Here is a 26,893-nt window from a genome sequence, read left to right on the forward strand (position 1 = left end):
CGAAGCCGAAGCCGGCGCTCAAGCGTCGCTCCCCGCCCCGGTCTCCTCGACGAAGTCCCTGATCGCCTCGGCGAGCCGTTCCGGCTGGTCCTCGGGTACGAGCGTCGAGGAGTCCTCGATCTCGATCAGCCGGCCCTTCGGGTACAGCGCGGCCAGCCGGGGGCCGTGTTCGCGCGGCATCAGGCGGTCCTCCGTGGCCCACACGACGAGGACGGGACGGTCGAAGTCCCGCAGCCCCTCGCTCCACTCCAGCAGGACGGCCCGGCCGGGCGCCGACGTGGCGAACTTGGCGAAGTCCCGTCGGATGGCCCGGCTGCGGGTCGCGGGGCCGAACCACTCGGCGAGGATCTCGTCCGGGATGCCGCGCAGGCTCATCCCGCCGTATCCGCGGGGGTTGTCCCGGAACGCGGGGACCCGCATGAGGCGGGTCAGCAGCCGGACGCCGCCGGGTACCTTGCACACCGTGGCCAAAGCCTTGGCAGGGCCGGGCGGGAAGTTGTCGAACGCCTCGCAGGCGACCAGCACGAGCCGCCCGACCCTGTGGCCCCGCTCCTCCGTCACCAGGAACTGGCCGCCGCCCCAGTCGTTGAGGACGAGCGTCACGTCGTCCAAACCCAGCCGCTCCATGAACTCGCCCAGCAGCCGTGCGACGCCGCGGTGGGACAGGTCGGCGTCCGGTCTCATCGGCCGGCGGTGGCCGCCGAGCGGCAGCGTGGGCAAGACACAGCGGTAGTCGTCCAGGAGCGGCACGACCTTGCGCCACTGCGTCCCCGTCATCGGCAGCCCATGGCCGAACACGAGCACCGGCCCGCCCCCGCCGGTGTCCTGATAGTCGATCGTCCCGGCCGACAGCTCGACCTCCGGCACCACGCCACCCCCGTCCGACAACGCGCCCTCACCGGGACCGGCGGGGCCAGGTCCAACCTAGACCCGCTTCGGCCGCCTGGGCCCTCGGCCCTCGGCCGCAAAATCATGTGAGACACAACCGCAGTGGCGCCTACCCTCCGGGAATGGATCTTCGCGAAGAACTTCCGGGCGACGGACAGGCCGTACGGGGCGTTCACCTGGGGGCGTTCGGTGACCACGGCCCGGTCGTGGCCGACCTGCTCGACACCCTGCGGGACACCCTCACGGCCGACGACGGCCTGTCGCTGGTCGCCGAGCACGACGGACAGGTCGTCGGGCATGTCATGTTCACCCGGGGCCTGCTCGACGCTCCTCGGCGGCTGGTCGACGTGCACATCCTCAGCCCGCTCGCCGTGGCGCCGGCGTTCCAGCGGCAGGGGATCGGCTCGGCGCTGGTCCGGCACGGGCTGAGCATCCTCGCCGAACGGGCGGTTCCCCTGGTCTGGCTAGAGGGCGATCCCGGCTACTACGCGCGTCTCGGCTTCGAGCCCGGCGGCGGGCTGGGCTTTCGCAGACCGTCCCTGCGGATCCCGGACGGCGCCTTCCAGGTGCACAGGCTCCCGGCGTACGAGTCATGGATGACGGGGACCCTGGTCTACACGGAGCCCTTCTGGCGGCACGACGCCGTCGGCCTCCGCGACCCCGACGCGTGACCGTGATGCGTGGCCCCAGCGCGTGACCTCGACGCGCGACCCCGGCGCGTGATCATGCGCGGGTACGCGCAGTGCGTGCAGACGGCACAGTACGTGCGTCCGTCGCAGCTCTCATCCGGCCCCCGAGCCCGCCCCCGACCCCCCAGCCACCCCCTTCGCCTTCCTCCGCCCCACCTGTGTCCGTACCGCCCCCATGCTCGCGCCGATCACCAGCGCGATCGCGAGGGACTCCGGCGCGGACAGGGTCTGGTCGAGGACGAGGAAGCCGGCGGCCGCCGCGAGCGCGGGCTCCAGGCTCATCAGGACGGCGAACGTGGAGGAGGGCAGACGGCGCAGCGCCAGCAGTTCCAGGGTGTAGGGGAGGACGGAGGACAGGACGGCGACGGCGGCGCCCAGCGCCAGGGTCGTCGGGGCGAGGAGCCGGCCCCCTGACTCCACCACCCCGAGCGGCAGGAACAGCACCGCCGCGACGACCATGGCCAGCGCCAGCCCGTCGGCCTGCGGGAACCGTCGGCCCGTACGGGCACTGAAGACGATGTACGCCGCCCACATCGCCCCGGCGGACAGCGCGAACGCCACACCGACCGGGTCGAGGTCGCCGAAGCCGCCGCCCCCGCCGCCGAGGAGGAAGACGCCGCACAGGGCGAGTCCGGCCCACACGAGGTTCACCGCGCGGCGGGACGCGACGACGGACAGGGTCAGCGGGCCCAGCACCTCCAGGGTGACGGCGGGGCCGAGGGGGATGCGGGCGAGCGACTGGTAGAAGAGGCCGTTCATCGCGGCCATGGTGATGCCGAAGGCCACGACGGTGCCCCAGTCGGCGCGGGAGTGCCCGCGCAGCCGGGGGCGGCACACCACGAGCAGCACGAGCGCGGCCACCGCCAGCCGCAGTGTCACCACGCCGAGCGCCCCGGCCCGGGGCATCAGGCTCACCGCCAGCGCGCCGCCGAACTGCACCGACACCCCACCGGCCAGCACCAGCCCGACCGGCCCGAGCGCACCGAGACCCCGGGCCCGCGCGAAGCGGGGGGAGGCCGGAGAGGGGGTGGCGGGGGTGGCGGGAGCGGAGGAGGTGGGAGACGGGGCGGTCGACACCGCAGGGGTGGGTGCGGGCCGGTCAGCACGGGGAGGTGTCACGGGGGCCGTCCAGGGAGCGGGGAAGGAGGTGGTGCGTTCAATGTGGATGACTGCACAGTCCAGGCTAGTGGACTAAGACAGGGGTGTAAATCTTTTTGAGGCTTACGCATCCCCCTGGGTACCCCTCCCTTCCCGTACTAAAAATGCAAGCATGCTTGCTTGTTTATGGTCGCCCTGCCATCCTCCCCCCATGGCCGACCCGACGCCCGTCATCGACGACCTCCGTGCCGAGAGCGATGAACTCGACGCCCTCGTCGCCGAGTTGCCCGTGGAACGGTGGGCGCTCGCGACCCCCGCGCCACGCTGGACGATCGCCCACCAGATCGCCCATCTCGCCTGGACCGACCGGGCCGCGCTGCTCGCCGTGACCGATCGGAAGGCGTTCGCCCACGAGGTGGAGAACGCGCTGACGCAGCCCGGCGACTTCGTGGACAACGGCGCCGAGGAGGGCGCGGACAAGCAGCCGGACCGGCTCCTCGCGGACTGGCGGGCGGGGCGCGCGGCCCTGGAGGACGCGCTGCGGGCCGCTCCCGACGGCGAGCGGTACCCCTGGTTCGGGCCGCCCATGTCCACCGCGTCCATGGCGAGCGCGCGACTGATGGAGACCTGGGCCCACGGCCAGGACGTCGCCGACACCCTCGGCGTGACCCGTGTCCCCACCGACCGGCTCCGCCATGTCGCCCGCCTCGGCGTCCGCACCCGCGACTTCTCCTTCGGGGTCCACTCCCTGACCCCGCCCTTCGAGGAGTTCCGCGTCGAACTCGCCGCCCCCTCCGGCGCGTTGTGGGCGTACGGCCCCGAGGACGCCGCCGAGCGCGTCACCGGACCCGCGCTCGACTTCTGTCTCCTGGTCACCCAGCGCGCCCACCGCGCCGACCTCGCCCTGCGCGCCGAGGGCGCCGACGCCGACCGCTGGCTGGATATCGCCCAGGCCTTCGCGGGCCCGCCGGGGCCGGGGCGTGGGCCGGGGGAGGCGGCGCGATGAGCGTGCTGCGCATCGGCAACGCCTCCGGGTTCTACGGCGACCGCTTCGACGCCCTGCGCGAGATGCTCACCGGCGGCCACCTCGACGTCCTCACCGGCGACTACCTCGCCGAGCTGACCATGCTCATCCTCGGCCGCGACCGCCTGAAGGACCCCACGGCCGGGTACGCGCGCACGTTCCTGCGCCAACTGGAGGAGTGCCTCGGCCACGCCCACGAGCGCGGCGTCCGCATCGTCACCAACGCCGGGGGCCTCAACCCCGCCGGACTCGCCGACGCCGTACGGGCGCTCGCCGACCGGCTCGGCCTCCCCGTGCGGGTCGCGCACGTCGAGGGCGACGACCTCACCGCCCGGCACCCCGGCAGCCTCGCCGCGCACGCCTACCTCGGCGGCTTCGGCATAGCGGCCTGTCTGCGGGAGGGCGCCGACGTCGTCGTCACCGGCCGCGTCACGGACGCCGCGCTCGTCACCGGGCCCGCCGCCGCCCACTTCGGCTGGGGACCCGGCGACCACGACCGTCTCGCGGGCGCCGTCGTCGCCGGGCACGTGCTGGAGTGCGGGACGCAGGCCACCGGCGGCAACTACGCCTTCTTCGCCGACGGCGACATCCGCCGCCCCGGCTTCCCGCTCGCCGAACTCCACGAGGACGGCAGCAGCGTCATCACCAAGCACCCCGGCACCGGCGGCTTCGTCGACACCGGCACCGTCACCGCCCAGCTGCTGTACGAGACGGCCGGCGCCCGCTACGCCGGACCCGACGTCACAGCCCGCCTCGACACCGTACGGCTCACCCAGGACGGCCCCGACCGGGTCCGCGTCCAGGGCGTACGCGGCGAGGCACCGCCCCCCACCCTCAAGGTCGGGCTCAACCGGCTCGGCGGCTTCCGCAACGAGGTCGTCTTCGTCCTGACCGGCCTCGACATCGAGGCGAAGGCCGCCGTCGTGAAGGCTCAGATGGCGGACGCCCTCGCCAAGTCGCCGCCGACGGAGGTGCGTTGGGAGCTGGCGCGGACCGACCACCCCGACGCCCCCACCGAGGAGACCGCCAGCGCGCTGCTCCGCCTCGTCGTACGGGACCCGGACCCGGAGGCCGTCGGCCGTGCCTTCAGCGGAGCCGCCGTCGAACTGGCCCTCGCCAGCTACCCCGGCTTCCATGTCCCGCAACCGCCGGGGAAGGGCGCCCCCTACGGGGTCTTCGACGCCGAGTACGTCGACCAGGGGGCCGTGGAGCACACCGCCGTCCTCCACGACGGCCGCCGGATCCCCGTCCCCCCGCCGCACGACACCCTCGTACCGCGCCCCGTCGACGAGCCGCCCCTGCCGGAGCCCCTCCCGGCCGGGCTCCCGACCCGTCGGGCGCCCCTCGGGCTGGTCGCCGGGGCCCGCAGCGGCGACAAGGGCGGCGACGCCAACATCGGGCTGTGGGCCCGTACCGACGACGCCTGGCGGTGGCTCGCCCACACCCTCACCACCGACCGGCTGCGCGCCCTCCTCCCGGAGACCGCCGCCCTGCCCGTCACGCGTCACCCGCTGCCCGGACTGCGCGCCCTGAACTTCGTCGTCGAGGGCGTCCTCGGCGCGGGCGTCGCCTCCCAGCACCGCTTCGACCCGCAGGCCAAGGCCCTCGGCGAATGGCTCCGCTCCCGCCACCTGGACATCCCGGAGGTACTCCTGTGACCGCCCGCCGCCCCGCCCCACCGGAGCCCGCCGCACCTCCGGAGCCCACCGCCCCACCAGAGGTCCGCCCCGCCCCTTCGGAGGCGCACCGGTGACCGTCCTCGCCTCCGCCCTCGACCCGGGCGGCCCCGACCACACCGCGAACCGCGAGGCCATGCTCGCCAAGCTCGCCGAACTCGACGCCGAGCACGCCAAGGCCCTCGCGGGCGGCGGCGAGAAGTACGTCGCCCGGCACCGGGGCCGCGGCAAGCTGCTCGCCCGCGAACGCGTCGAACTGCTCCTCGACCCGGACACGCCCTTCCTGGAACTGTCCCCGCTGGCCGCCTGGGGCAGCGACCACACGGTGGGCGCCTCCCTCGTCACCGGCATCGGCGTCGTCGAGGGCGTGGAGTGCCTGATCACCGCCAACGACCCGACCGTACGCGGCGGCGCCTCCAACCCGTGGTCCCTGAAGAAGGCGTTGCGCGCCAACGACATCGCCCTCGCCAACCGGCTGCCCTGCGTCAGCCTCGTCGAGTCCGGCGGCGCCGACCTGCCCTCCCAGAAGGAGATCTTCATCCCGGGCGGCGCCATCTTCCGCGACCTCACCCGGCTGTCCGCCGCCGGCATCCCCACCATCGCCGTCGTCTTCGGCAACTCCACCGCGGGCGGCGCCTACGTCCCCGGCATGTCCGACCACGTGATCATGGTCAAGGAGCGGGCGAAGGTGTTCCTCGGCGGCCCGCCGCTGGTGAAGATGGCCACCGGCGAGGAGAGCGACGACGAGTCCCTCGGCGGCGCCGAGATGCACGCGCGCGTGTCGGGTCTCGCCGACCAGTTCGCCGTCGACGAGCACGACGCCCTGCGCCAGGCCCGCCGTGTCGTCGCCCGCCTCAACCACCGCAAGGCCCACCCGGACCCCGCACCCGCCGCACCCCCGAAGTACGACGCGGAGGACCTGCTGGGCATCGTCCCGGCCGACCCGAAGGTGCCCTTCGACCCCCGCGAGGTCATCGCCCGCATCGTCGACGCCTCCGACTTCGACGAGTTCAAGCCCCTCTACGGCCCGAGCCTCACCACCGGCTGGGCCACCCTGCACGGCTATCCCGTCGGCATCCTCGCCAACGCCCAAGGGGTCCTGTTCAGCGCGGAGTCGCAGAAGGCCGCCCAGTTCATCCAGCTCGCCAACCAGCGCGACATCCCGCTGCTGTTCCTCCACAACACCACCGGCTACATGGTCGGCAAGGAGTACGAGCAGGGCGGCATCATCAAACACGGCGCGATGATGATCAACGCGGTCAGCAACTCGAAGGTCCCGCACCTGTCGGTCCTGCTGGGCGCCTCCTACGGTGCCGGCCACTACGGCATGTGCGGCCGCGCCTACGACCCCCGCTTCCTCTTCGCCTGGCCCAGCGCCAAATCCGCCGTCATGGGCCCGCAGCAGCTCGCGGGTGTCCTGTCGATCGTCGCCCGCCAGTCGGCCGCCGCCAAGGGACACCCCTACGACGAGGACGCCGACGCGGCCCTGCGCGCCATGGTGGAGCAGCAGATCGAGTCCGAGTCGCTGCCCATGTTCCTGTCCGGGCGGCTGTACGACGACGGCGTCATCGACCCGCGCGACACCCGCACCGTCCTCGGCCTGTGTCTGTCGGCCATCCACACCGCCCCCTACGAGGGCGCCCGCGGCGGCTTCGGCGTCTTCCGGATGTGAGGGACCACGTGATCACTTCAGTGCTCGTCGCCAACCGGGGCGAGATCGCCTGCCGGATCTTCCGCACCTGCCGTGAGCTGGGCATCCGCACCGTCGCCGTGCACTCCGACGCCGACGACACCGCCCTGCACACGCGCGTCGCCGACCAGGCCGTACGGCTCCCGGGCGCGGCCCCCGCCGACACCTACCTGCGCGGCGACCTCGTGGTGAAGGCCGCCCTCGCCGCGGGAGCGGACGCCGTGCACCCCGGCTACGGCTTCCTGTCCGAGAACGCCGACTTCGCCCGCGCCGTCCTCGACGCCGGCCTCACCTGGATCGGCCCGCCCCCCGAGGCGATCGAGGCCATGGCGTCGAAGACCCGCGCCAAACAGCTCATGGGCCTCGCCCCCCTCACCGAGGTCACCGAGGCCGACCTCCCGGTCCTGGTGAAGGCCGCCGCGGGCGGCGGCGGCCGCGGCATGCGCGTCGTCCGCGACCTCGACGACCTCGACGCCGCCCTGGAGGCCGCCCGCGCCGAGGCCACGAGCGCCTTCGGCGACGGTGAGGTGTTCATCGAGCCGTACGTGGAGGACGGCCGCCACGTCGAGGTGCAGATCCTCGCCGACACCCACGGCACCGTCTGGGCCCTCGGCACCCGCGACTGCTCCCTCCAGCGCCGCCACCAGAAGGTCATCGAGGAGGCCCCCGCCCCCGGCCTCCCCCCACACCTCGAAGCGGAACTGCGCACCCTCGCCGTACGCGCCGCGCACGCCGTCTCCTACGTGGGCGCCGGCACCGTCGAGTTCCTCGTCGCCGACGGCCGCGCCCACTTCCTGGAGATGAACACCCGCCTCCAGGTCGAACACCCGGTGACGGAGGCCGTGTTCGGCCTGGACCTGGTCGCCGAACAGCTCCGCGTCGCCGAGGGCGCCGCCCTGCCCCCCGAACCCCCTGCCGCGTACGGCCACGCCGTCGAGGCCCGCCTCTACGCCGAGGACCCCGCCACCGGCTGGACCCCGCAGACCGGCACCCTGCACCGGCTGACCGTCCCGGACGACGTCCGCCTCGACACCGGCTACACCGACGGCGACGAGATCGGCGTCCACTACGACCCGATGATCGCCAAGGTCGTCGCCCACGCCCCCACCCGCGCCGAGGCCCTCCGCAAGCTCGCCGGGGCCCTGGACCGCACCACGATCCACGGCCCCACCACCAACCGGGCCCTGCTGATCAGTTCCCTGCGCCACGACGAGTTCACCGCGGCCCGCATGACGACGGCCTTCTACGACCGCCACCTGCCCCACCTCACCGCCCCCGCCCCCGACCCGCACGCCCCTCTGGCCGCCGCCCTCGCCGACGCGCGCGCCCACGGCGACCCCCGCTTCGGCGGCTGGCGCAACCTCCCCTCCCGGCCCCACACCAGGTGCTACGAACTGGCCGGCGAGGAGCACGAGGTGACGTACCGCCACACCAGGGCGGGCCTGGAGGCCGACGGCGTGACCGTCGTCCACGCGGACGCCGACCGGGTCGTCCTCGAAACCGACGGCATCCGCAGGACGTACGAGGTGACGCGCTACGGCGACACCCGCTACGTCAACACCACCGAGCTGAGGGCCCTGCCCCGCTTCCCCGACCCCACCACCACCCAGGCCGCCGGCTCCCTCCTGGCCCCCATGCCGGGCACGGTCGTCCGCCTCGCCGACAACGCCGAACCGGGCACCCCGGTCGAGGCGGGCCAGCCCCTCCTCTGGCTGGAGGCGATGAAGATGGAACACAAGATCACCGCCCCGGCACCGGGAACCCTGACGGCCCTGCACGTGGTGGTGGGACAACAGGTGACACCCGGCATGTTGCTGGCGGTGGTGCAGCCGACTTAAGGGGCGCGGGGCTGTTTCGACATGCGGCTCCGCCGCGTGAGCGCGACCAGCCCCCACACACCCGCACCCTCCCAAACGACCGACGCGCCCACCCCAGGAGCCCTTCATGTCCCCCGTGATCGAATCCGAAGAACACCAAGCCCTACGAGCCGCGGTCGCCGCCCTGGGCAAACGCCACGGCCGCGACTCCACCCCGGAGGCCCTCTGGTCGGAGGCCGCCAAGCTCGGCTACCTCGGCGTCAACCTGCCGGAGGCATACGGCGGAGGCGGCGGCGGAATCGCCGAACTCTCCATCGTCCTGGAGGAGCTCGGCGCCGCGGGCTGCCCCCTGCTCATGATGGTCGTGTCGCCCGCCATCTGCGGCACGGTCATCGCCCGCTTCGGCACTGACGCCCAGAAGACCGAATGGCTCCCCGCCCTGGCGGACGGCACCCGCACCATGGCCTTCGGCATCACCGAACCCGACGCCGGCTCCAACAGCCACCGCATCACCACCACGGCCCGCCGCGACGGCGTCGACTGGCTGCTCACGGGCCGCAAGGTCTTCATCTCCGGCGTCGACAAGGCCGACGCCACCCTCATAGTCGGCCGCACCGAGGACGCCCGCACCGGCAACCTGAAGCCCTGCCTGTTCATCGTCCCCAGGGACACCCCCGGCTTCGACTACCGGCCCATCGACATGGAACTCCGCGCCGCCGAGCGGCAGTTCGAGCTGACCTTCGACGACATGCGGCTGCCCGCCGAGGCTCTCGTCGGTGACGAGAACGCCGGCCTGCTCCAGCTGTTCGCCGGCCTCAACCCCGAACGCGTCATGACCGCCGCGTTCGCCATCGGCATGGCCCGCTACGCCCTCGCCAGGGCCGTCGAGTACGCCCGCGAGCGCACCGTGTGGCGGCAGCCCATCGGCGCCCACCAGGCCATCGCCCACCCTCTCGCCCAGTCCCACATCGAACTCGAACTGGCCCGCCTGATGATGCAGAAGGCGGCCCACCTCTACGACAGGGGAGACGACGCGGCCGCCGGTGAGGCCGCCAACATGGCGAAGTACGCCGCCGGTGAGGCGTGTGTGAAGGCCGTCGACCAGTCCGTGCACACCCTCGGCGGCAACGGCCTCACCCGCGAGTTCGGCCTCGCCTCACTGATCACCGCCGCACGCGTGTCCCGGATCGCCCCCGTCAGCCGGGAGATGATCCTCAACTACGTCTCCCACCAGACCCTCGGCCTGCCCAAGTCCTACTGAACCGCCGACCCGTCCCCCACGCTCCGAGGTGTCGACGCCCCGGAGGCCGGCACGGCGGCCACCGGGCCCGAGCCGCGCACGCCGCAGCCCACACCAGCCGTACTGCCAGGAGGAACCATGTTCCGCAGCGAGTACGCAGACATCCAGCCCGTCGACCTGCCCATCCACGACGCCGTCCTCGGCCACGCCGCCGACCACGGCGACACCCCCGCGCTGATCGACGGCGCCGACGGCACCACCCTCACCTACGCGCAGCTCGACCTCTTCCACCGGAGGCTCGCCGCCGCCCTCACCGAGGCCGGCCTCCGCAAGGGCGACGTCCTCGCCCTGCACAGCCCCAACACCCTCGCCTACCCGACCGCCTTCTACGCCGCCACCCGCGCCGGGGCCACCGTCACCACCGCGCACCCGCTCGCCACCGCCGACGAACTCGCCAAGCAGCTCACCGACTCCGGCGCCCGCTGGATCATCACGGTCTCACCCCTCCTCGACACCGCCCGCGCCGCCGCCGAACGCGCCGGCGGCATCCGGGAGATCCTCGTCTGCGACAGCGCCCCCGGCCACCGCTCCCTCGTCGACCTGCTCGCCACCACCGCCCCCGAGCCGGCCGTCGCCCTCGACCCGGCGGCCGACCTCGCGGTGCTGCCGTACTCCTCCGGCACGACCGGCGTCCCCAAGGGCGTCATGCTCACCCACCGGTCCATCGCCACCAACCTCGCGCAGCTCGAACCCGTCATGCCCGCCGCCCCCGGCGACCGCGTCCTCGCCGTCCTGCCCCGCTTCGACCTGGAGACGTATCTGGCCGCCATCGAGAAGCACCGCATCACCCACCTCTACGTGGCGCCGCCCATCGTCCTCGCCCTGGCCAAGCACCCCGCCGCCGAGCGCTACGACCTCTCCTCGGTCCGGCACGTGCTGTCCGCCGCCGCGCCCCTCGACGCCCGGCTCGCCGCCGCGTGCTCCGCCCGCCTCGGCCTGCCCCCCGTCGTCCAGGGCTACGGCATGACGGAACTCTCCCCCTGCTCCCACCTCGTCCCCCTCGACCAGGCTGCCGCCGCGCCCCCCGGCACCGTCGGCAAGCTCATCGCCGGCACCGAGATGCGGATCGTCTCCCTCGACGACCCCGCCCAGGACGTCCCCGTCGGCGAACCCGGCGAGGTCCTCATCCGCGGCCCCCAGGTCATGAAGGGCTACCTCGGCCGCCCCGACGCCACCGCCGCCATGATCGACGCCGACGGCTGGCTCGCCACCGGCGACATCGCCCACTGCGACGCCGACGGCTGGCTGTACGTCGTCGACCGCGTCAAGGAACTCATCAAGTACAAGGGCTTCCAGGTCGCCCCCGCCGAACTCGAAGCCCTCCTCATCACCCACCCCGGCATCGCCGACGCCGCCGTCATCGGCCAGTACGACGCCGACGGCAACGAGGTCCCGCACGCCTTCGTGGTCCCCCACCCCACCACCACCGGACTCACCGGGGGCGAGGTCATGATGTACGTCGCCGAACGCGTCGCCCCCTACAAACGCGTCCGCCACGTCACCTTCATCGACGGCGTCCCCCGCGCGGCCTCCGGGAAGATCCTCCGCCGAGAACTCAGGGAGCGCCTGTGACGGACACCCCCCAGCCCCTCGTACGCACCGCACACCACCGCGGCATCACCACCCTCACCCTCGACTCCCCGGCCAACCGCAACGCCCTCTCCGCCGACCTCGTACGGGACCTGTCCGAGGCCCTCGCCCACTGCGGCAAGGACGACGCCACCCGCGCCGTCCTCCTCACCCACACCGGCACCACCTTCTGTGCGGGCGCCGACCTGCGCCGACCACCCCGCCCCGAAGCCCTCGTCGGACTGCTCCGGGGGATCCTCGACCTCCCCAAGCCGGTCGTCGCCCGCGTCACCGGCCACGTCCGCGCCGGCGGCCTCGGCCTCCTCGGGGCCTGCGACATCACCGCAGCGGGCCCCGACGCCACCTTCGCCTTCACCGAGGTCCGCATCGGCGTCGCCCCCGCCGTCATCTCCCTCACCCTGCGCCCCCGCACCGACCCCCGCGCCCTCGCCCGCCACTACCTCACCGGCGAACGGTTCGGCCCCGGCGAAGCCGCCCGTATCGGCCTGCTCACCGCCACCGGACCCGATGTCGACGCGGTCCTCGAACCCGTCCTCGACGGACTGCGCCGAGCCGCACCGAGGGCCCTGACGGAAACGAAACGCCTGCTCACGGCTAAGGTGCTGGAGAACTTCGACCTGGACGCGGGCGAACTGACCCGGCTTTCGTCCCGGCTGTTCGACTCCGACGACGCCCGCGAGGGCATGACGGCCTTCCTCGAAGGACGGGAACCGGGATGGGTGCTGTGAGCACGGCGGATACATCGACGGGCAGATCCAAGGACACGACGGCGGAAACGGACACGGCCATGGCCACGGACACCGCCGCCGTCGCCGAACGCGGCCCCAAGCAGGACCGCAGCCGCGTCACCCGCAAACGGCTCCTCGAAGCCGCCGTCTCCTGTCTCGCCGAACACGGCTGGGCCGGCTCCACCGTCTCCGTCGTCGCCGAGCGCGCCGGCGTCTCACGGGGCGCCGCCCAGCACCACTTCCGCACCCGCGAGGACCTGTTCACCGCAGCCGTCGAATACGTCGCCGAGGAACGCTCCCTCGCCCTGCGCGACCTCTTCCCCCACGGCCCCGCCGACCGCCCCGCCGTCGTCGCCGCCCTCGTCGACCTCTACACCGGCCCCCTCTTCCGGGCCGCCCTCCACCTCTGGGTCGCCGCCTCCAACGAGGACCAGCTCCGCCCCCGCGTCACCGAACTGGAGGCCCGCGTCGGCCGCGAGACCCACCGCATCGCCGTCGAGCTCCTGCACGCCGACGAGACCGTCCCCGGCGTCCGCGAAACCGTCCAGGGCGTGCTCGACATGGCCCGCGGCCTCGGCCTCGCCAACCTCCTCACCGACGACACCGGCCGCCGCGACAAGGTCGTCGCCCAGTGGGCCGCACTCCTCGACGAGGTCCTGGACTGACCCGCCCGGCTACGGGCTGAGCCGCTCCACCCGCCACGACCCGTCCGGCAGCGCCACGTACCGCAGCCGGTCGTGCAGCCGGTTGTACCGGCCCTGCCAGAACTCCACGCTCGTCGGCACCACCCGGAAACCGCCCCAGTGCGGCGGCACCGGCACCTGCTCGCCCTCCGGGTACCGGGCGGTCAGCTCCGCGTACGCCGCCTCCAGCTCCGCCCGCGACGAGATCACCGAGGACTGCGCGCTCGCCCACGCCCCCAGCTGCGACCCGTGCGGCCGCACCCGGAAGTACGCCGCCGTCTCGTCCCGGCCCGTGCGCCGCGCCGTCCCCGTCACGATCACCTGCCGGGCGATCGCGTGCCACGGGAAGACCAGCGACACCTGGGGGTTCTCCGCCAGGTCACGCGCCTTGCGGGAGTCGTAGTTCGTGTAGAACACGAAGCCCCGCTCGTCGTACGCCTTCATCAGCACGGTACGAGAGCTCGGGTGCCCCTCCGCGTCGACCGTCGACACCACCATCGCGTTCGGCTCGAACAGCCCGCCCTCCTGCGCGGCCTCCAGGAACCACCGCCCGAACTGCTCCATCGGGCCGACGGCCAGCTCGCTCTCGTCGAGCCCGTCGGCGCGGTACTGCTTGCGCATCACAGCGGGATCGGGCACGGGCTCCAGACCGGGATCGTTCACATGGTCATCCTGCCGTATCGCCCACGGCACCCGCCGACCGACGGCCCGCCCGGCCGGCTCCCCACCCGCATGTGGCACTGAGTGCCGCACACCCTCCCCAAACATGGCACTCAGGCGTATCGTGCAGGAACATTCTGGATGGACCCCCGAACAGCCGATCCCCCTGTCGCACACATCACGAGGAGCCGCCTGATGTCCGACTTCGTACCCGGTCTCGAAGGAGTCGTCGCGTTCGAGACGGAGATCGCCGAACCGGACAAGGAGGGCGGCGCGCTCCGCTACCGCGGCGTCGACATCGAGGACCTCGTCGGTCACGTCTCCTTCGGAAACGTCTGGGGCCTGCTCGTCGACGGCGCCTTCCGCCCCGGCCTGCCGCCCGCCGAGCCCTTCCCCATCCCCGTCCACTCCGGCGACATCCGCGTCGACGTCCAGTCCGCCCTCGCCATGCTCGCCCCCGTCTGGGGCCTCAAACCCCTCCTCGACATCGACGAGGAGCAGGCCCGCGCGGACCTCGCCCGCGCCGCCGTCATGGCCCTGTCCTACGTCGCCCAGTCCGCCCGCGGGCAGGGCCTGCCCATGGTCCCGCAGCGCGAGATCGACAAGGCGCAGTCCGTCGTCGAACGCTTCATGATCCGCTGGCGCGGAGAGCCCGACCCCAAGCACGTCGCCGCCGTCGACGCCTACTGGACGAGCGCCGCCGAGCACGGCATGAACGCGTCCACCTTCACGGCCCGCGTCATCGCGTCCACCGGCGCGGACGTGGCGGCCGCCCTCTCCGGAGCCGTGGGCGCCATGTCCGGCCCCCTGCACGGCGGCGCCCCCTCCCGCGTCCTCGGCATGATCGAGGAGATCGAACGCACGGGCGACGCCGACGCCTACGTCAAACAGGCCCTCGACAAGGGCGAACGCCTCATGGGCTTCGGCCACCGCGTCTACCGCGCCGAGGACCCCCGCGCCCGCGTCCTGCGCCGCACCGCCCGTGAGCTGGGAGCCCCCCGCTTCGAGGTCGCCGAAGCCCTGGAGAAGGCCGCCCTCGCCGAACTCCACGCCCGCCGGCCCGACCGCGTCCTCGCCACCAACGTCGAGTTCTGGGCCGCCATCGTCCTCGACTTCGCCGAGGTCCCGGCCCACATGTTCACCTCGATGTTCACCTGCGCCCGCACCGCCGGCTGGTCCGCCCACATCCTCGAACAGAAGCGCACCGGCCGCCTCGTCCGCCCCTCCGCCCGCTACACCGGCCCGGGTCCCCGCAGCCCCCGCGAGATCGAGGGCTACGAGGACATCGCGCACTGACACGGCAGCCCCGGCGGCCCCCGGGACTCACGCGGGGCTGAGCAGCCCCGCGTGATGCCGCTCCGCCACCAGCGGGTGCGCCCGCAGCTTCCCCTTCAGCTCGTTGAACCCGTACTCCGCGAACAGCGGGTTGGCCGGATCGTCGGTCACGCCCGGCGCGGCCGAGGCGTACGGGAAGACCAGCGGCTCTATCCGCGCGTCCAGGCGCGGATTGTAGAAGAACGGCACCGAGAACCGCTCGGTCGCCCCCGGCGGGCTCACCACCCGGTGGTTGGTCGCCACCAGGTACCCCTGGGTGGCCACCTCCAGCAGCTCCCCGAGGTTCACCACGAAGGCCCCCGGGATGGGCGGCACCTCATGGAACAGCCCGTCCTCCCGCTCCACCTGCAACCCGCCCACCTGGTCCTGGAGCAACAGGGTCAGGAACCCGTAGTCCTTGTGGGCCCCCACCCCCTGGTCGGCGCCGTCCCCGGCACTGCCCGGATACCGCACCAGCTTCAGATGCGGGTGCGCCCCCTGTCCGAAGATCGGCGCGTAGAAGTCCGCCGGGGCGCCGATCGACACCAGCAGCTCCCGCAGCAGCCGGTCGGCGACGCCGCTCAGCCGGTCGATCCACCCCAGCGCGACCTCCCGCAGCTCCGGCAGCGACCGGGGCCACTGGTTGGGCCCCTGGAGCCACCAGTACGCGGGCTCCCCGTCGGCCGGCACCCGGGCCGGCCGCTCGGCGCCCACGTCCAGCTGGTCCCGCCAGTCCTGCCGGCCGCCGGTCCGCTCGTCCCCGGTGCGCGTATAGCCCCGGAAGTGCGGTGACCGCACGTTGTCGATGGCGAGCCGCTCACTCTCGGGCAACGCGAAGAACTCCCGCATGACCCGGGTGAGCCGCTCGATCTCCGTCTGCTGCACCCCGTGCCCGACGAGCTGGAAGAACCCCACATCGTGCGCCGCGCTGTGCAACTGCGCGTGCAACAGCCCGCGCGCCTCGGGCCCGCGCTCGGCCGCCGAGAGATCGATGATGGGAAGCTGCTGATACATCATGAGACACGTCCGCAGGGTGTACGGGAGCCCGCGCCGACGCCGAGGGTGGGGCGGGGCCGCGGGTGCCAGGGGGAAAGGGCAGGACAGCAGAACGGGAAAGACCGAAGAGGCCGATCTCAGGCGGAACGCCGACAGCCCATGCTTGTGACGCGCACGAAATCCACGTGCCGGCGTCGAACAAGCATCAGAACCATGCCCCCAGAATACTCCGCCCCTCACAAACGCAGACGACCCGCGGGCTCAGGTCTCTCATCCAAAGGAAGAGAAAGCCGGCCGGACGTACCGGCGAGCCCACGGGTCGGGTGACTGCTTGAGATTGGGCCGGCTGCGCGTGCGATCACACGCTGGTCCGGCACCGCACTGTGCGTGGTGCCGGGCCGCTAGCCCGCAGCCACCTCACGCGTCCGGTTGTCATACATCTGCCGAACCACCTCCCTTCTCGTGTACCGCACACCCTAAGAAGGGGTCCGCGGGCGCTCAAGTGATTTTCCGAGAGAATTTCGCCGGGCCCCTCCGCGGCCGACCCGCGGGCCTTCGAGTTGCCGGAGCCGGAGCGCGGGGATGTGCGGTTGCGGGATGTGCGGGTCGAGGAGGACGGCATCCGGGTGCGGCTGGAGGGCTAGGGGCCGACCGTGGGTGGCAGCTGAGTCCCGCTGCCCGACGGCGTGGGGCGGGTCGTGGCTTTCGCCTGCTCAGGGCAGTTGGACGGTCGGCGACCCTGGTTTCTTGATGAGATTTGGTGTGCTGATGTGTTGACCTCTGTTTGAGATCTCTTCTACGTTGCGGAAGCCACAGAGCCGCCGACCTGCTGTCGAGGTTTCGCGGACGCAACTGCCCAGAAAGGGATGTCGTGCCACGAAAGAACCATCGCGGGACCGCTTGTCTGGGGGCGCTGCTGGCCGGCGCCACGGTGTTCGGCGGGGCCCTCGCCGCCCCGGCGTCCGCCGCCTCCGCGTCCGACTCCTCCACCGGCAAGGCCGTCCTCCCGGTGAGCGCCTTCAAGGGCGTCAACTGGGCGGACCCGCGTGACAACTACGCCGACGACGCGGTGGTCCCCTCGGGTCTGTCCACGTCCGACAGCTACGCCACCACCTACGCCAAGTCCCGCGCGATCATCGGCGGGTTCGCGAAGCTCGGCGCCAACACGGTCCGCCTCCCGGTCAACCCGACCTCCGTGAACGGCCCGTTCTGGAAGTCGTACCGGGGTGCGATCGACGCCGCCACCGACAAGGGCTTCAAGGTCATCCTGGGCTACTGGGAGGCCGACAACGCCAAGGACGGCAAGATCGACGACCAGGCCGCCTGGGACCGTATGTGGGCGCGGATCACGTCGTCGTACGCGGGCGACTCCAAGGTGTACTTCGAGCCGATGAACGAGCCGTTCGGCTACACCTCGCAGGAATGGCGCGATGTCGCCGCCCGCTGGGTCAGGACGCACCGCTTCGTGCCGCGCGACCGGATCCTCGTCGGCGGCGTCAAGTACAGCGAGGACGTCAAGCCGGTGTGCGCCGACAGCCGGCTGAACGGCACCCGTATCGCGCTGCACAACTACGGCTTCTGGCACACCGACTGGACGAGCGTCGAGCAGTGGAAGGCCGACTTCAAGGAGCGCATCGGCACATGCGCCTCGCGCACGATCCTCGACGAGTTCGGCGCCTCCATGACGACCGGCCTCGACTACAACGGCCCGGTGGGCGGTTCCAACGAGGTCGCGTACATCCAGGCCGCCACCGACACCATCCGGGAGCTGGGCCTCGGTTCGGTCTACTGGCCGGGACTGCGCAACGGCGACACATACTCACTGACCACCCTCCAGGGCACGGGCACCCGCCTCAGCCTGAAGGTCAACAACCAGAGCGGACTGGACCGTCTGCACTGGGCCTGGAAGCGGTGACCACCGACCGGGCGGCGGCCGCCGTGAGATGCGGGGCCGCGGCGCGACACCGACGCTGACTCCCCTCCGGGTCCGGCGCCCCTGGCGAGCGGGCCCGGAACCCGGACGGCGCCCGGCGGGCGCCGAGATGCGCCGCCGCAGGACCCGGCGCACGATGGGAGAGGGGCGTTCCGGCCAATGGGCTGAGGGGTGTTGGAATCCGGGGCGGGCATGCGCGAGGAGTAGGGGAGAACCATGAGGAAATCCCTGGTGGCCACGCTCGCCGGATCGGTGGTGGCCCTTCTGCTGGCCGGACCCGGTCCCACCGCGTCGGCGGCTTCCTCGTACTGCGAGGACACGACGCCCAACTCCTCGATCCTGTTCTACAAGCGGAGCACCGGTGAGGCCGCCACGGGCACGCTCTCCGACGGCCGTTGGCAGTACAAGACCGCGTTCGACCTCCCCACGGGCTACACGCACGCGGCGGCGAGCCGCGACTCGATCGTGCTCTACAACACGAACACCGGGGCCGGTGAGGCGGGCACGTTCGAGGCGGGCCGCTACGAGCAGGTGCAGAGCTTCGACGACTTCTCACGGGGCTGGACCCATGTCGAGGCGGCCGGTGACACGGTGCTCTTCTACAACTCCCGTACCGGCCAGGGCGTGACGGGCACGCTCACCGGCGGCGAGTACCAGCACGGCCAGTTCTACTCCACGTTCAGCAAGGGCTGGAGCAGCATCGCCGCCTCCTGCGACACGGCGGCGTTCGCGGCCGGAAACCGGCTGGGCTTCGGGACGCTTCAGGACGGCCTCTACACGCACCAGGGCGCACGCAACGGAGCGCCGCTGGGCACCCTGACCGCGACCGAGGACTCCCTGCTGGCCCTGGCCAGGACCGGTTCGCGGCTCCAGGCCAGGGTCGCGACGGCCACGGACGGCTCGGTCGGCACGGTCCGCGGGATCGGTACGACGGGACTGTGGGACAAGGTGGGCCGGACCTCGGACTCGCTATTCTTCTACAAGACCGACGGCACCGCCTGGACCTCGACCCTCACCGACGGCAACTACGCGAACGTCGGCTCCCTGGCGAACGTGTCCTCGGGCTGGACCCTCATCGAGGGCGGCGTGTAGCCGGACACCGAGGGCAGATGTGCGGCCGGAGATCGAGGGCGGCGGGTGACCGGTCCCGGCGACCCGCCCGCGCGTCAGTCGTGCAGGACGGCGAACACGGCGCGGGCGCGGCTGCCGTCCGGCAGCTCCCAGTGGCCGGAGACATGTCCCAGGGCGTCTGCGGGGCGGTCGGCCACGGCGTCCGGGGCGGGCCGCAGGACCCGGTGCAGACGGAGGGTGAGGCCCGGCGCGACGGCGATGCCGGTGGCGTCCTTGTCGTCCTCGGCGGAGGGCGCGTCGCCGGCGGCGGCCGGCGGCAGCGGCGCGGAGCCCGCGTAGGAGCGGACGATCTCGTGGTCCGGGGTGTCGGTGAGACTCTGGGCCTGGGCCTGGGCGCGGCCCTCGAACAGGGCGAGGAGCTCCGTGACGAGTACGGGGTCGTGGCAGCCGTCGTAGACCCAGCGCGTGCCGAGCACACCGTGCTCGGTGGTGCCGATCAGGGCGTGCTCGGCGCCGTCGAGGGGGGCGCCGCGGTAGGTGAGGGGCACCAGGTAGTGGACGGGTTCGGGGCCGGCGGTGTCGGTGGCCACCATGAACTCGACGCCGACCTCGCCCGCCGGATCGTCGAGCCGGAACCCCCCGGCCCTGGCCAACCGCGGCTCACCCGCGCCGCCCAGGTACCACGGGCGGCCCGGCAGCCAGGCGGTGAGCAGTTCGAGCTTGGTGGGCGTGAGCGTGGTGCGGTGAATGATCGCCATCCCCCGATTCTCCGCCCGCCCACCACCACGACGCGAACCCTTTCCGGCGACGACCGCGCTCCTGCCCCCCGTCGGCTCCTGCGCACCCGGCCGACCACCGGAGCGCCTACGGGGCCGCCTTCCCCAGCGTCTCCAGGTCCAGGGCCGCCGCGATGCGGACGGCGACGTCCTCCGCGTAGAGGGAGTCGGTGCGTTCGAACGGGGTGCGGCCGGCGCCCCGGAGGAACGTGACGACGCCGAGGGTGCGGCCCCGGCTGCGCAGTACGGCGCAGAGGGCGTGGACCGTCTCCGGCGGCCACTGGCGGGCGGAGGCCCAGTCGCGGGCGGCCTCCGGGGCGGCGGACCCGGCGCTGGCGCGTACCGATCCGGCCCGTTCCACGCATTGCAGCGCGGGGTGCCCCCGGCCGTAGCGGACGGGGATGCCGGCGTGTCCGGCGAGGTTGCTGGGGCCGGGCGCGCCGGAGGGCGTGGCGGCGGCCCGCACGAGCCGTACCGGCCCGTCGTCGGCCGGCGGGGTGCCCGCGACCCGGTCGATGAGGGCGTGGTCGGCGAAGCCGGCGAGGGCGAAGTCGAGGTGCACGGTGGCGGCCTCGCCGGGGTCCTCGCACTCGGCGGCGGCGCGTGCCGCCCGGTGGAGCTGGTTGACGCGGAAACGGAGGAGGGCGGCCTCCTGTTCGCTCTGCTTGGCCTCGGTGATGTCCTGGAAGAGCCACCCGACCCCGAGGGGGACGGGTTCCTCGGCGAGCGGTGAGGCGAGGCGGAGGAAGCCGCTGCGCCAGCAGCGACGTTTCTCCCCGTCGGGGGTGCGGACGCCGACCCAGATCTCGGCGGGCGCGGGCGGCGCGCCCTCGGCGAGGACATGGGTGAGGGCGCTCTCCAGCTCCTCGACGCCCTGGGTGAGGAGTTCTCCGAGGGGCCGGCCGAGGACGGCGGTGCGGCTGATGCCGAGGCTGCGGGCGGCGTGCGCGTTGACGACGGCGGCCCGCAGGTCGGCGTCGACGAGGACGACTCCCCACGAGGCGTCGTCGAAGAGGGCCTCGCTGAGCGCGATGGACCGCTCCAGGTCGATCTGGGCGTGGACCTCGCTGAAGGCGCAGTACAGGCCGGCGGGTTTGCCGTCGGGTCCGCGCACGGCGGCGGACTGGGTGCGCACGAGGACCCGTCCGCCGTCCTTGGTGACGAGGGCGAACTCGTGGACCTGCCGTCCGGAGGCGTGCATGGCGGCCATCAGCCGCGTCTCGACCTCCTCCGCGTCGGCGGTCCGTACGGCCCAGTCGGCGAAGCCGCGCCGTCCGACGGCTTCCTCGGCGCTCCAGCCGAGGATGCGTTCCGCCTCGCGGTTCCAGTGCGTGACGACCCCGTCGGCGTCGAAGGCGCACAGGGCCGCGTCCATGCCGTCGAGGAGGGCGGCGAGGAGGTCCGCGTCACCGGGATCCACGGAGTCCACGGCGTCCTCCGTGTCGATGTCGTCGATGTCGTCCGAGCCGTCTGTGGCGTCGGTGTCCTCGCCGTCGCCGCTGTGCACGCTCTGATCGGTGTCGTCGATCCGGCCGCCGCGGCCGGTGCCCGGACCGTTCTTTTCGGGCTCGTCGGGCCCCAGTGCGTCGGTGGCCCCTTTACGCCGGGAAGCACTCACCTGAACCCCCTGCAGGCTGCGTTGCGTCCGCACGTACGGCGCGTCGGTTCGCTCACTCGTCATCATTCAACTCGAACGTGACCCAGCCCACATCTGGTTCACGCAAGATTTGGACGAAATCGTTGTACGCCGGATTTCCTTCTCACCGTTCCCACGCACCACCGCTCTACACACCCGAAGGGCGTATCGGTGGCGCCGGGCGGGAGCGGTGCCGGCCCAGGTGGCGGGCGGTGTCAGCGCAGGTAGAAGATGCGGTCGCCGTACTCCCGGAAGATGTGGTCGTTCCAGTCGAGGCCGCCGTCGACGTTCCCGGACCGCAGCAGCGGGGGTTGTACGCCCCGGTCGGCGAGATCGGCCGCGGCGGTGGCCATGACCGCCTGGAGGAGCGCGGAGGTGACGACGGTGGAGGCCGGGGCGAAGGGGGCGGGCACGGCGTCGTGGGTGAGTTCGGCGTCCCCGACGCCGATCTTGGAGTCGAGGACGAGGTCGCAGTGGTCCTTGAGGAAGGTGCCCGAGGAGTGGCGTGAAGTCGTCGCCGTGGCGTACGCGACGGAGGTGACGCCGACGATTTTCACACCGAGTTCGCGGGCGTGCCGCGCCATCTCGACGGGCAGGGCGTTGCGCCCGGACAGGGAGATGACGATCAGGAGGTCGCCGGCGCGCAGGGGGCTGCTGTCGAGCACGGCCGTCGCCAGTCCGTCGACCCGCTCCAGCGCGGAGCCCAGCGTCGCGGGCAGCACGTCGACGCCGACGGCGCCGGGCACGGCCAGCAGGTTCATCAGGGCGAGGCCGCCGGCCCGGTAGACGAGGTCCTGGGCGGCGAGGGAGGAGTGACCGGCGCCGAACGCGAAGAGACGGCCGCCGTCGACGACCGTGTCCGCGACGAGTTTCCCGGCGGCGGCGACGCTGTCGGCCTCCTCGTCCCGTACGCGCTCCACCAGCCCGATCGCCGCGTCCAGGAAACGCCGTGCCGCCGCAGTGCCGTCCGCCATGCCCGCACCCCTCCGTCCGTCCGACCTGCGATCACGTTAGAGGTCTGGACCAGTGGGGTGTCAATACGGCGGTCAGGGAGAAGGCCGGGGCGAAGGTGCGAAAAAGGGTGGGAGGACGGCGCACCTTCCGGTGCCCCGGAAGGGCATCCTTGGAGGGCACCCCGGGAAAACGGCAGCGACGGCCCGGTTGTCGGTGGGATGCGTAAGAATTGAGTCCAGGGCCAGCGCAGCGAAGCCGCTGAATCTCATCGAGGGGCACGTATGTCCGGACTGATCGACACGACGGAGATGTATCTCCGCACCATCCTCGAACTCGAAGAGGAAGGTGTGGTCCCCATGCGGGCCCGGATCGCCGAGCGCCTCGATCAGAGCGGCCCGACGGTCAGCCAGACGGTCGCGCGCATGGAGCGTGACGGCCTCGTCTCCGTCGCGGCGGACCGGCATCTGGAGCTCACCGAGGAGGGCCGCCGCCTCGCGACGCGCGTGATGCGCAAGCACCGCCTCGCGGAGTGCCTGCTCGTCGATGTGATCGGCCTGGAGTGGGAGCAGGTCCACGCGGAGGCCTGTCGCTGGGAGCACGTGATGAGCGAGGCCGTCGAGCGCCGTGTCCTGGAACTGCTCCGCCACCCCACGGAGTCGCCGTACGGCAACCCGATCCCGGGCCTGGAGGAGCTGGGCGAGAAGGACGGCGCGGACCCGTTCCTCGACGAGGGCATGGTCTCCCTCGCGGACCTCGACCCGGGCAGCGACGGGAAGACCGTCGTCGTGCGCCGGATCGGCGAGCCCATCCAGACGGACGCCCAGCTGATGTACACGCTGCGGCGCGCGGGCGTGCAGCCCGGTTCCGTGGTGAGCGTGACGGAGGCGGCCGGCGGGGTGCTCGTGGGCAGCGGCGGCGAGGCCGCGGAGCTCGCGGCGGAGGTCGCCTCGCACGTGTTCGTCGCCAAGCGCTGACGCCCCCGCCCGGCGTGCCGGCAGGCGCTTTCCGGCCGGGCCCGCGGACGGGTCACGCCCGCCACCTCGACCGTCCGCCGGCCGCCCGCCGAAGTCCGAGATTCACTGCGCCGAATCGCAGCGCGCGGACCGTTCGCGTGCGAGGCTTGCCCGTGAGGCATATGACCTGAGGGGCTCTTGGCCGCCCGAGACGGCGATCTCGCGGTGGCGGAGGAGGGGGCGGGGCGGATGTGCCGTGGACGTGAGGAGGGCCCCGGCGCCGCACGGCGCCGGGGCCTGTCCTCCCCTGTGCTGACCCGGAGCCCCGAGCTCCCAGGGTCATCCCCCTCGGACCGTTTTCCCCGAGCGGTCCGCCTCCCGTTGAAGATCTCCCCTGGGTGGCGGCGGGCAATCCTTCAGGAGGGTCACTCGAACGAGGGGTGTTGTCGCCAGGAACGGCATCTTCGAATGTGTATTCGATAACGTGTATGGCGTGGCGTGGCGTCGCGTCGAGCGGCCCGTCCCGGACCGACCCACGCATCCCATACGTAACGTGCCGATCGATGCGCGCGCTGTAACAACAAGTGCGCGCCGTTCGAGCGGCGCGCACCACGGCGCGAACAGCAAGGGCAGCACGACAGCGGTACGACAGCGGTACGACAGCGGTCAGGACGACTGGACCATCCGGTTCGAAGCGCGGCGAGAGCTTCGGCGGCGAGCGGTCCGAGCGGGAGTGTGGGGGGTGCCAATGACGCGGCGCATCGACGTGACCGGAACGGGCGGCGTGAGTCTCGCTGCCTGGGAGTTCGGGGACCCGCCCAAGACCGGGGACATACCCGGCGACCCGACCGGCGGACGGACCGAGCCGGCAGCGGGGGAGAAACCCGGCGGTGAGCCGGGGCCCGGCGTCCTGTTATTGCACGGCCTCATGGGCCGCGCCTCGCACTGGGCGCCCACCGCCCGCTGGCTCTCCGAGCGGCACCGCGCCGTCGCCCTGGACCAGCGGGGCCACGGCCGGAGCGAGAAACCGGAGCAGGCCGCCTACACCCGTGAGGCCTACGTCGAGGACGCCGAGGCGGCGATCGAGCAGCTCGGCCTCGCCCCCGTCGTCCTCATCGGCCACGCCATGGGCGCGCTCACCGGCTGGCAACTGGCCGCCAAGCGCCCGGACCTGGTGCGCGGTCTGATCATCTGCGACATGCGGGCCTCGGCGCTCGGCGCCGCCTCCCAGCGGGAGTGGGAGAGCTGGTTCAAGGCCTGGCCGCTGCCCTTCGCGACCCTCGCCGACGTCCGCAAGTGGTTCGGCGAGGACGACCCCTGGGTGGAGCGCCCCAACCCCTCGCGCGGCGAGTTCTACGCCGAGGTCATGCACGAGGGCCCCGACGGCTGGCGGCCCGTCTTCGACCCCGAGCAGATGCTGAAGTCCCGCGAGACCTGGGTGTACGACGCCCACTGGGAGGAGCTGACCCAGGTCCAGTGCCCCACCCTCGTCGTCCGAGGCCTCGACGGCGAACTGGGCCGCGCCGAGGCCCAGGAGATGGTCCGCGTCCTGCCCCACGGCCAGTACGCCGAGGTCGCCGACGCCGGCCACCTCGTCCACTACGACCAGCCCGACGCGTGGCGCGCCGCGATAGAGCCGTTCCTGGACGGCTTCACCGACTGAGCGAGCCGCCCCCGGCCGCCAGGACCCCGACCTCCGGCGTCGGCCGCGGTGATCGTCGCGCGGCGAAAATCCCTGTCCCGGTGGACGGAAACGGCGGAGACTCATGGCATGGCTGACATGGGGGCGTTCCGGCAGGCGGTCATCGAGTGGGCGGCGGGCGGGCCCGGCGACCAGGCGCGGGACCTGGCGGTGATGGCCGGTGTCCGGGCGGTCGTGCTGCTCGAAGGGCCGAGCGATGTCGCGGCCGTCGACGCGCTCGCCGCGCGACGCGGACGGGACCTCGCCGCCGAAGGTGTCTGCGTCCTGCCGATGGGCGGCGCGATGAGCGTCGGCCGCTTCGCCGGGCTCCTCGGCCCGTCGGGCCTCGGACTCCGCCTCACCGGGCTGTGCGACGAACGGGAGCGCGGCTACTACGCCCGCGGCTGGGAACGCGCCGGCGCGGCACCAGAGGGGTACTTCGTGTGCGCGGCGGACCTGGAGGACGAGCTGATCCGCGCGCTCGGCCCGACCCGCGTCCAGGAACTCGTCCGCGCGGAGGGCGACCTGCGCCCCCTGCGGACCTTCCTCCGCCAGCCCGCCCAGCAGGGCCGTCCCGCCGGGCAGCAGCTCCGCCGGTTCTTCGGCACGAAGAAGGGCCGCAAGATCCAGTACGGACGAGTCCTCGTCGAGGCCCTCGCCCCCGACCGCGTACCCGCCCCGCTGGACGACCTGTTCGCCACTCTCTGATCACCCGATCACCGTTCATCGGGAGGGGAAGAGGACGGTGGCGCTGGAGGCAGTGGCTCCGTTATCGGCGGCCGTCCCTGCCGCACGCGTACGCGAGCGGCGAGATCAGCTCCTCCGCGTCCGGCAGCCAGCGGTTCGCCGGAGTGGGGCGACGCGCCCACTGCACGGCTCCCCGCGAGCCGTACCGGGTCGGTGGAGCCGCCACGTACTCGCCCTCGCCCAGCGCCCTGAGGTCGAGCGACAGCGGGGACCAGCCCAACTTCCGTACCAGATCGGGGACCTTGACCGACGCGCCCGGCAGCACGAAGAAATGCATCCGGCGGTCCGGCGTCCAGGTCACCGGACCGAGCGTCAGATCCATGCGCTCCATGCGGGCCAGCGCCAGCAGGCCGGCCGTCTCGGGAACGTCGATCGTGTCGAACGTACGCCCTGTCGGCAGCAGGATCGACGCGGTCGGCTGCTTGGACCACAGACGGCGTGCGACGGTCGCACTGCCTGTCGCCTGGGTCGCCCAGTCCTCACGCGCCGGGTGCGCGCCGGGGGTCGCGCACGTGGTGTTGCCGCAAGAGCAGTGCTGCACCCCGTCGACTGCTTCCAGCCACGTACCGGGAAACACATCCCAGTGACGTTCCTCGGCGTATCGAACGGCGGTGTCCAGCAGCGTTTCACCACGCTGCTTCGGGATTTGGGCAGCTTCAGGGCCCGCGATGGTCTCTTCCACGATGAACACAACTCTAGCGCTCATCAGTGGTTACGGATGTCACATGTTCGGGGGAGAGCATCGTCGATCTGGCCGGGGCGCATGGGTGCATGTCCGGGGGCGCGCGGGCGGGATCACCGAGTGAGCCGGGTAGCCACGTGTGGGGTACAGCATCCGTGTTTACCCCGGCAATCGTGGAATGTCTCGCATCTTCGGTATGTCGGCGGGGCATTGATCTTCGAGGCCGGATCCCTTCGACAGCTGGGTATGCGCTTTCGGTACGCGCGTTCGGCGCGCGCACCGAGTCGGATGTCCGTGTGTCGGAAGG

23 protein-coding genes are annotated in these 26,893 nt (G+C 72.5%); 15 read left to right on the forward strand and 8 right to left on the reverse strand.

All coding sequences use genetic code 11. From position 1 onward, the window contains the following. Window positions 1-18 precede the first annotated feature (18 nt). Window positions 19-867 carry an alpha/beta fold hydrolase gene (locus SMA5143A_RS25240; RefSeq protein ID WP_107465164.1) on the reverse strand — a complete coding sequence of 283 codons (849 nt, stop codon included), beginning with the start codon at window positions 865-867 and terminating at the stop codon, window positions 19-21. A 143-nt stretch (window positions 868-1,010) separates the two neighbouring features. Between SMA5143A_RS25240 and SMA5143A_RS25245 the strand changes: the two genes are divergently transcribed. After that, window positions 1,011-1,559 (forward strand): GNAT family N-acetyltransferase, encoded by a 549-nt coding sequence (locus tag SMA5143A_RS25245; RefSeq protein ID WP_107465131.1) that lies wholly within the window; start codon window positions 1,011-1,013, stop codon window positions 1,557-1,559. Window positions 1,560-1,670: 111 nt separating this feature from the next. Here SMA5143A_RS25245 and SMA5143A_RS25250 read toward each other — a convergent pair whose 3' ends face one another. Continuing rightward, window positions 1,671-2,654 (reverse strand): EamA family transporter, encoded by a 984-nt coding sequence (locus SMA5143A_RS25250; RefSeq protein WP_107465132.1) that lies wholly within the window; start codon window positions 2,652-2,654, stop codon window positions 1,671-1,673. A 232-nt stretch (window positions 2,655-2,886) separates the two neighbouring features. Between SMA5143A_RS25250 and SMA5143A_RS25255 the strand changes: the two genes are divergently transcribed. The 8 genes from SMA5143A_RS25255 (at window position 2,887) to SMA5143A_RS25290 (ending at window position 13,165) form a co-directional block, all read left to right on the forward strand. After that, on the forward strand, window positions 2,887-3,681 hold the full coding sequence (locus SMA5143A_RS25255; protein ID WP_107465133.1) for a TIGR03084 family metal-binding protein: 795 nt from the start codon (window positions 2,887-2,889) through the stop codon (window positions 3,679-3,681). Next, entirely contained in the window at window positions 3,678-5,357 is a 1,680-nt protein-coding gene (locus SMA5143A_RS25260; RefSeq protein ID WP_107465134.1) for an acyclic terpene utilization AtuA family protein, read from the forward strand. Before SMA5143A_RS25255 ends, SMA5143A_RS25260 begins: the two co-directional genes overlap by 4 nt. Before the next feature lie 91 nt (window positions 5,358-5,448). Beyond that, on the forward strand, window positions 5,449-7,047 hold the full coding sequence (locus tag SMA5143A_RS25265; RefSeq protein WP_107465135.1) for an acyl-CoA carboxylase subunit beta: 1,599 nt from the start codon (window positions 5,449-5,451) through the stop codon (window positions 7,045-7,047). Window positions 7,048-7,055: 8 nt separating this feature from the next. Then, window positions 7,056-8,903 carry an acetyl/propionyl/methylcrotonyl-CoA carboxylase subunit alpha gene (locus SMA5143A_RS25270; protein ID WP_107465165.1) on the forward strand — a complete coding sequence of 616 codons (1,848 nt, stop codon included), beginning with the start codon at window positions 7,056-7,058 and terminating at the stop codon, window positions 8,901-8,903. Window positions 8,904-9,009: 106 nt separating this feature from the next. Then, window positions 9,010-10,143: an acyl-CoA dehydrogenase family protein gene (locus tag SMA5143A_RS25275; RefSeq protein WP_107465136.1), complete on the forward strand. Its 1,134-nt coding sequence runs from the start codon at window positions 9,010-9,012 to the stop codon at window positions 10,141-10,143. A 117-nt stretch (window positions 10,144-10,260) separates the two neighbouring features. Next, the gene (locus SMA5143A_RS25280) at window positions 10,261-11,754 is read left to right on the forward strand and encodes an AMP-binding protein (protein ID WP_107465137.1); all 1,494 of its coding nucleotides are present in this window, start codon (window positions 10,261-10,263) and stop codon (window positions 11,752-11,754) included. Beyond that, window positions 11,751-12,500, forward strand: a complete 750-nt coding sequence (locus SMA5143A_RS25285; RefSeq protein WP_107465138.1) for an enoyl-CoA hydratase family protein — start codon at window positions 11,751-11,753, stop codon at window positions 12,498-12,500. The genes SMA5143A_RS25280 and SMA5143A_RS25285 overlap by 4 nt, the downstream gene beginning before the upstream one ends. Before the next feature lie 59 nt (window positions 12,501-12,559). Continuing rightward, a complete protein-coding gene (locus SMA5143A_RS25290; RefSeq protein WP_107465139.1) occupies window positions 12,560-13,165 on the forward strand; it encodes a TetR/AcrR family transcriptional regulator in 606 nt (201 codons plus the stop codon). 9 nt (window positions 13,166-13,174) lie between these two features. Here SMA5143A_RS25290 and pdxH read toward each other — a convergent pair whose 3' ends face one another. Beyond that, on the reverse strand, window positions 13,175-13,804 hold the full coding sequence (gene pdxH, locus SMA5143A_RS25295; RefSeq protein ID WP_107465166.1) for a pyridoxamine 5'-phosphate oxidase: 630 nt from the start codon (window positions 13,802-13,804) through the stop codon (window positions 13,175-13,177). A 234-nt stretch (window positions 13,805-14,038) separates the two neighbouring features. Between pdxH and SMA5143A_RS25300 the strand changes: the two genes are divergently transcribed. Next, the gene (locus tag SMA5143A_RS25300; protein ID WP_107465140.1) at window positions 14,039-15,139 is read left to right on the forward strand and encodes a citrate synthase 2; all 1,101 of its coding nucleotides are present in this window, start codon (window positions 14,039-14,041) and stop codon (window positions 15,137-15,139) included. A gap of 27 nt (window positions 15,140-15,166) precedes the next feature. On the opposite strand, the gene SMA5143A_RS25305 is transcribed toward SMA5143A_RS25300, so the two are convergent. After that, window positions 15,167-16,174, reverse strand: a complete 1,008-nt coding sequence (locus tag SMA5143A_RS25305) for an isopenicillin N synthase family dioxygenase (RefSeq protein ID WP_107465141.1) — start codon at window positions 16,172-16,174, stop codon at window positions 15,167-15,169. A gap of 850 nt (window positions 16,175-17,024) precedes the next feature. Between SMA5143A_RS25305 and SMA5143A_RS25315 the strand changes: the two genes are divergently transcribed. Next, a complete protein-coding gene (locus SMA5143A_RS25315; protein WP_107465142.1) occupies window positions 17,025-18,068 on the forward strand; it encodes a glycoside hydrolase family 5 protein in 1,044 nt (347 codons plus the stop codon). Between the two features lie 234 nt (window positions 18,069-18,302). Further along, entirely contained in the window at window positions 18,303-19,178 is an 876-nt protein-coding gene (locus SMA5143A_RS25320) for a hypothetical protein (RefSeq protein ID WP_146193950.1), read from the forward strand. 74 nt (window positions 19,179-19,252) lie between these two features. On the opposite strand, the gene SMA5143A_RS25325 is transcribed toward SMA5143A_RS25320, so the two are convergent. The 3 genes from SMA5143A_RS25325 to SMA5143A_RS25335 all read right to left on the reverse strand — a co-directional run bounded on the left by SMA5143A_RS25325 (window position 19,253) and on the right by SMA5143A_RS25335 (window position 22,543). Then, entirely contained in the window at window positions 19,253-19,915 is a 663-nt protein-coding gene (locus tag SMA5143A_RS25325; RefSeq protein WP_107465144.1) for a maltokinase N-terminal cap-like domain-containing protein, read from the reverse strand. A gap of 106 nt (window positions 19,916-20,021) precedes the next feature. Then, entirely contained in the window at window positions 20,022-21,551 is a 1,530-nt protein-coding gene (locus SMA5143A_RS25330; protein WP_107465167.1) for a PAS domain-containing protein, read from the reverse strand. A 233-nt stretch (window positions 21,552-21,784) separates the two neighbouring features. After that, the gene (locus tag SMA5143A_RS25335) at window positions 21,785-22,543 is read right to left on the reverse strand and encodes an SIS domain-containing protein (RefSeq protein WP_107465145.1); all 759 of its coding nucleotides are present in this window, start codon (window positions 22,541-22,543) and stop codon (window positions 21,785-21,787) included. Between the two features lie 261 nt (window positions 22,544-22,804). On the opposite strand from SMA5143A_RS25335, the gene SMA5143A_RS25340 reads away from it, so the two are divergent. From SMA5143A_RS25340 to SMA5143A_RS25350, 3 genes are all read left to right on the forward strand, one after another. Next, window positions 22,805-23,497: a metal-dependent transcriptional regulator gene (locus tag SMA5143A_RS25340; RefSeq protein WP_107465146.1), complete on the forward strand. Its 693-nt coding sequence runs from the start codon at window positions 22,805-22,807 to the stop codon at window positions 23,495-23,497. Between the two features lie 727 nt (window positions 23,498-24,224). Next, window positions 24,225-25,139 (forward strand): alpha/beta fold hydrolase, encoded by a 915-nt coding sequence (locus SMA5143A_RS25345; RefSeq protein WP_107465147.1) that lies wholly within the window; start codon window positions 24,225-24,227, stop codon window positions 25,137-25,139. Between the two features lie 108 nt (window positions 25,140-25,247). After that, window positions 25,248-25,865, forward strand: a complete 618-nt coding sequence (locus SMA5143A_RS25350; protein WP_107465148.1) for a TOPRIM nucleotidyl transferase/hydrolase domain-containing protein — start codon at window positions 25,248-25,250, stop codon at window positions 25,863-25,865. Window positions 25,866-25,926: 61 nt separating this feature from the next. Here SMA5143A_RS25350 and SMA5143A_RS25355 read toward each other — a convergent pair whose 3' ends face one another. Continuing rightward, window positions 25,927-26,610 (reverse strand): bifunctional DNA primase/polymerase, encoded by a 684-nt coding sequence (locus tag SMA5143A_RS25355; RefSeq protein ID WP_055716645.1) that lies wholly within the window; start codon window positions 26,608-26,610, stop codon window positions 25,927-25,929. Between the last annotated feature and the right edge of the window lie 283 nt (window positions 26,611-26,893).

The sequence above is a fragment of the Streptomyces sp. MA5143a genome (genome assembly GCF_900290235.1).
Taxonomy (GTDB): domain Bacteria; phylum Actinomycetota; class Actinomycetes; order Streptomycetales; family Streptomycetaceae; genus Streptomyces.

What these genes read in the sequence shown, in the direction of transcription:
- SMA5143A_RS25245 (WP_107465131.1), top strand. Translation starts at nt 1,011, where the DNA reads ATGGATCTTCGCGAAGAACTTCCGGGCGACGGACAGGCCGTACGGGGC.
- SMA5143A_RS25255 (WP_107465133.1), top strand. Translation starts at nt 2,887, where the DNA reads ATGGCCGACCCGACGCCCGTCATCGACGACCTCCGTGCCGAGAGCGAT.
- SMA5143A_RS25260 (WP_107465134.1), top strand. Translation starts at nt 3,678, where the DNA reads ATGAGCGTGCTGCGCATCGGCAACGCCTCCGGGTTCTACGGCGACCGC.
- SMA5143A_RS25275 (WP_107465136.1), top strand. Translation starts at nt 9,010, where the DNA reads ATGTCCCCCGTGATCGAATCCGAAGAACACCAAGCCCTACGAGCCGCG.
- SMA5143A_RS25280 (WP_107465137.1), top strand. Translation starts at nt 10,261, where the DNA reads ATGTTCCGCAGCGAGTACGCAGACATCCAGCCCGTCGACCTGCCCATC.
- SMA5143A_RS25290 (WP_107465139.1), top strand. Translation starts at nt 12,560, where the DNA reads ATGGCCACGGACACCGCCGCCGTCGCCGAACGCGGCCCCAAGCAGGAC.
- pdxH (WP_107465166.1), bottom strand. Translation starts at nt 13,804, where the DNA reads ATGCGCAAGCAGTACCGCGCCGACGGGCTCGACGAGAGCGAGCTGGCC.
- SMA5143A_RS25300 (WP_107465140.1), top strand. Translation starts at nt 14,039, where the DNA reads ATGTCCGACTTCGTACCCGGTCTCGAAGGAGTCGTCGCGTTCGAGACG.
- SMA5143A_RS25305 (WP_107465141.1), bottom strand. Translation starts at nt 16,174, where the DNA reads ATGATGTATCAGCAGCTTCCCATCATCGATCTCTCGGCGGCCGAGCGC.
- SMA5143A_RS25320 (WP_146193950.1), top strand. Translation starts at nt 18,303, where the DNA reads ATGAGGAAATCCCTGGTGGCCACGCTCGCCGGATCGGTGGTGGCCCTT.
- SMA5143A_RS25325 (WP_107465144.1), bottom strand. Translation starts at nt 19,915, where the DNA reads ATGGCGATCATTCACCGCACCACGCTCACGCCCACCAAGCTCGAACTG.
- SMA5143A_RS25335 (WP_107465145.1), bottom strand. Translation starts at nt 22,543, where the DNA reads ATGGCGGACGGCACTGCGGCGGCACGGCGTTTCCTGGACGCGGCGATC.
- SMA5143A_RS25340 (WP_107465146.1), top strand. Translation starts at nt 22,805, where the DNA reads ATGTCCGGACTGATCGACACGACGGAGATGTATCTCCGCACCATCCTC.
- SMA5143A_RS25345 (WP_107465147.1), top strand. Translation starts at nt 24,225, where the DNA reads ATGACGCGGCGCATCGACGTGACCGGAACGGGCGGCGTGAGTCTCGCT.
- SMA5143A_RS25350 (WP_107465148.1), top strand. Translation starts at nt 25,248, where the DNA reads ATGGCTGACATGGGGGCGTTCCGGCAGGCGGTCATCGAGTGGGCGGCG.
- SMA5143A_RS25355 (WP_055716645.1), bottom strand. Translation starts at nt 26,610, where the DNA reads ATGAGCGCTAGAGTTGTGTTCATCGTGGAAGAGACCATCGCGGGCCCT.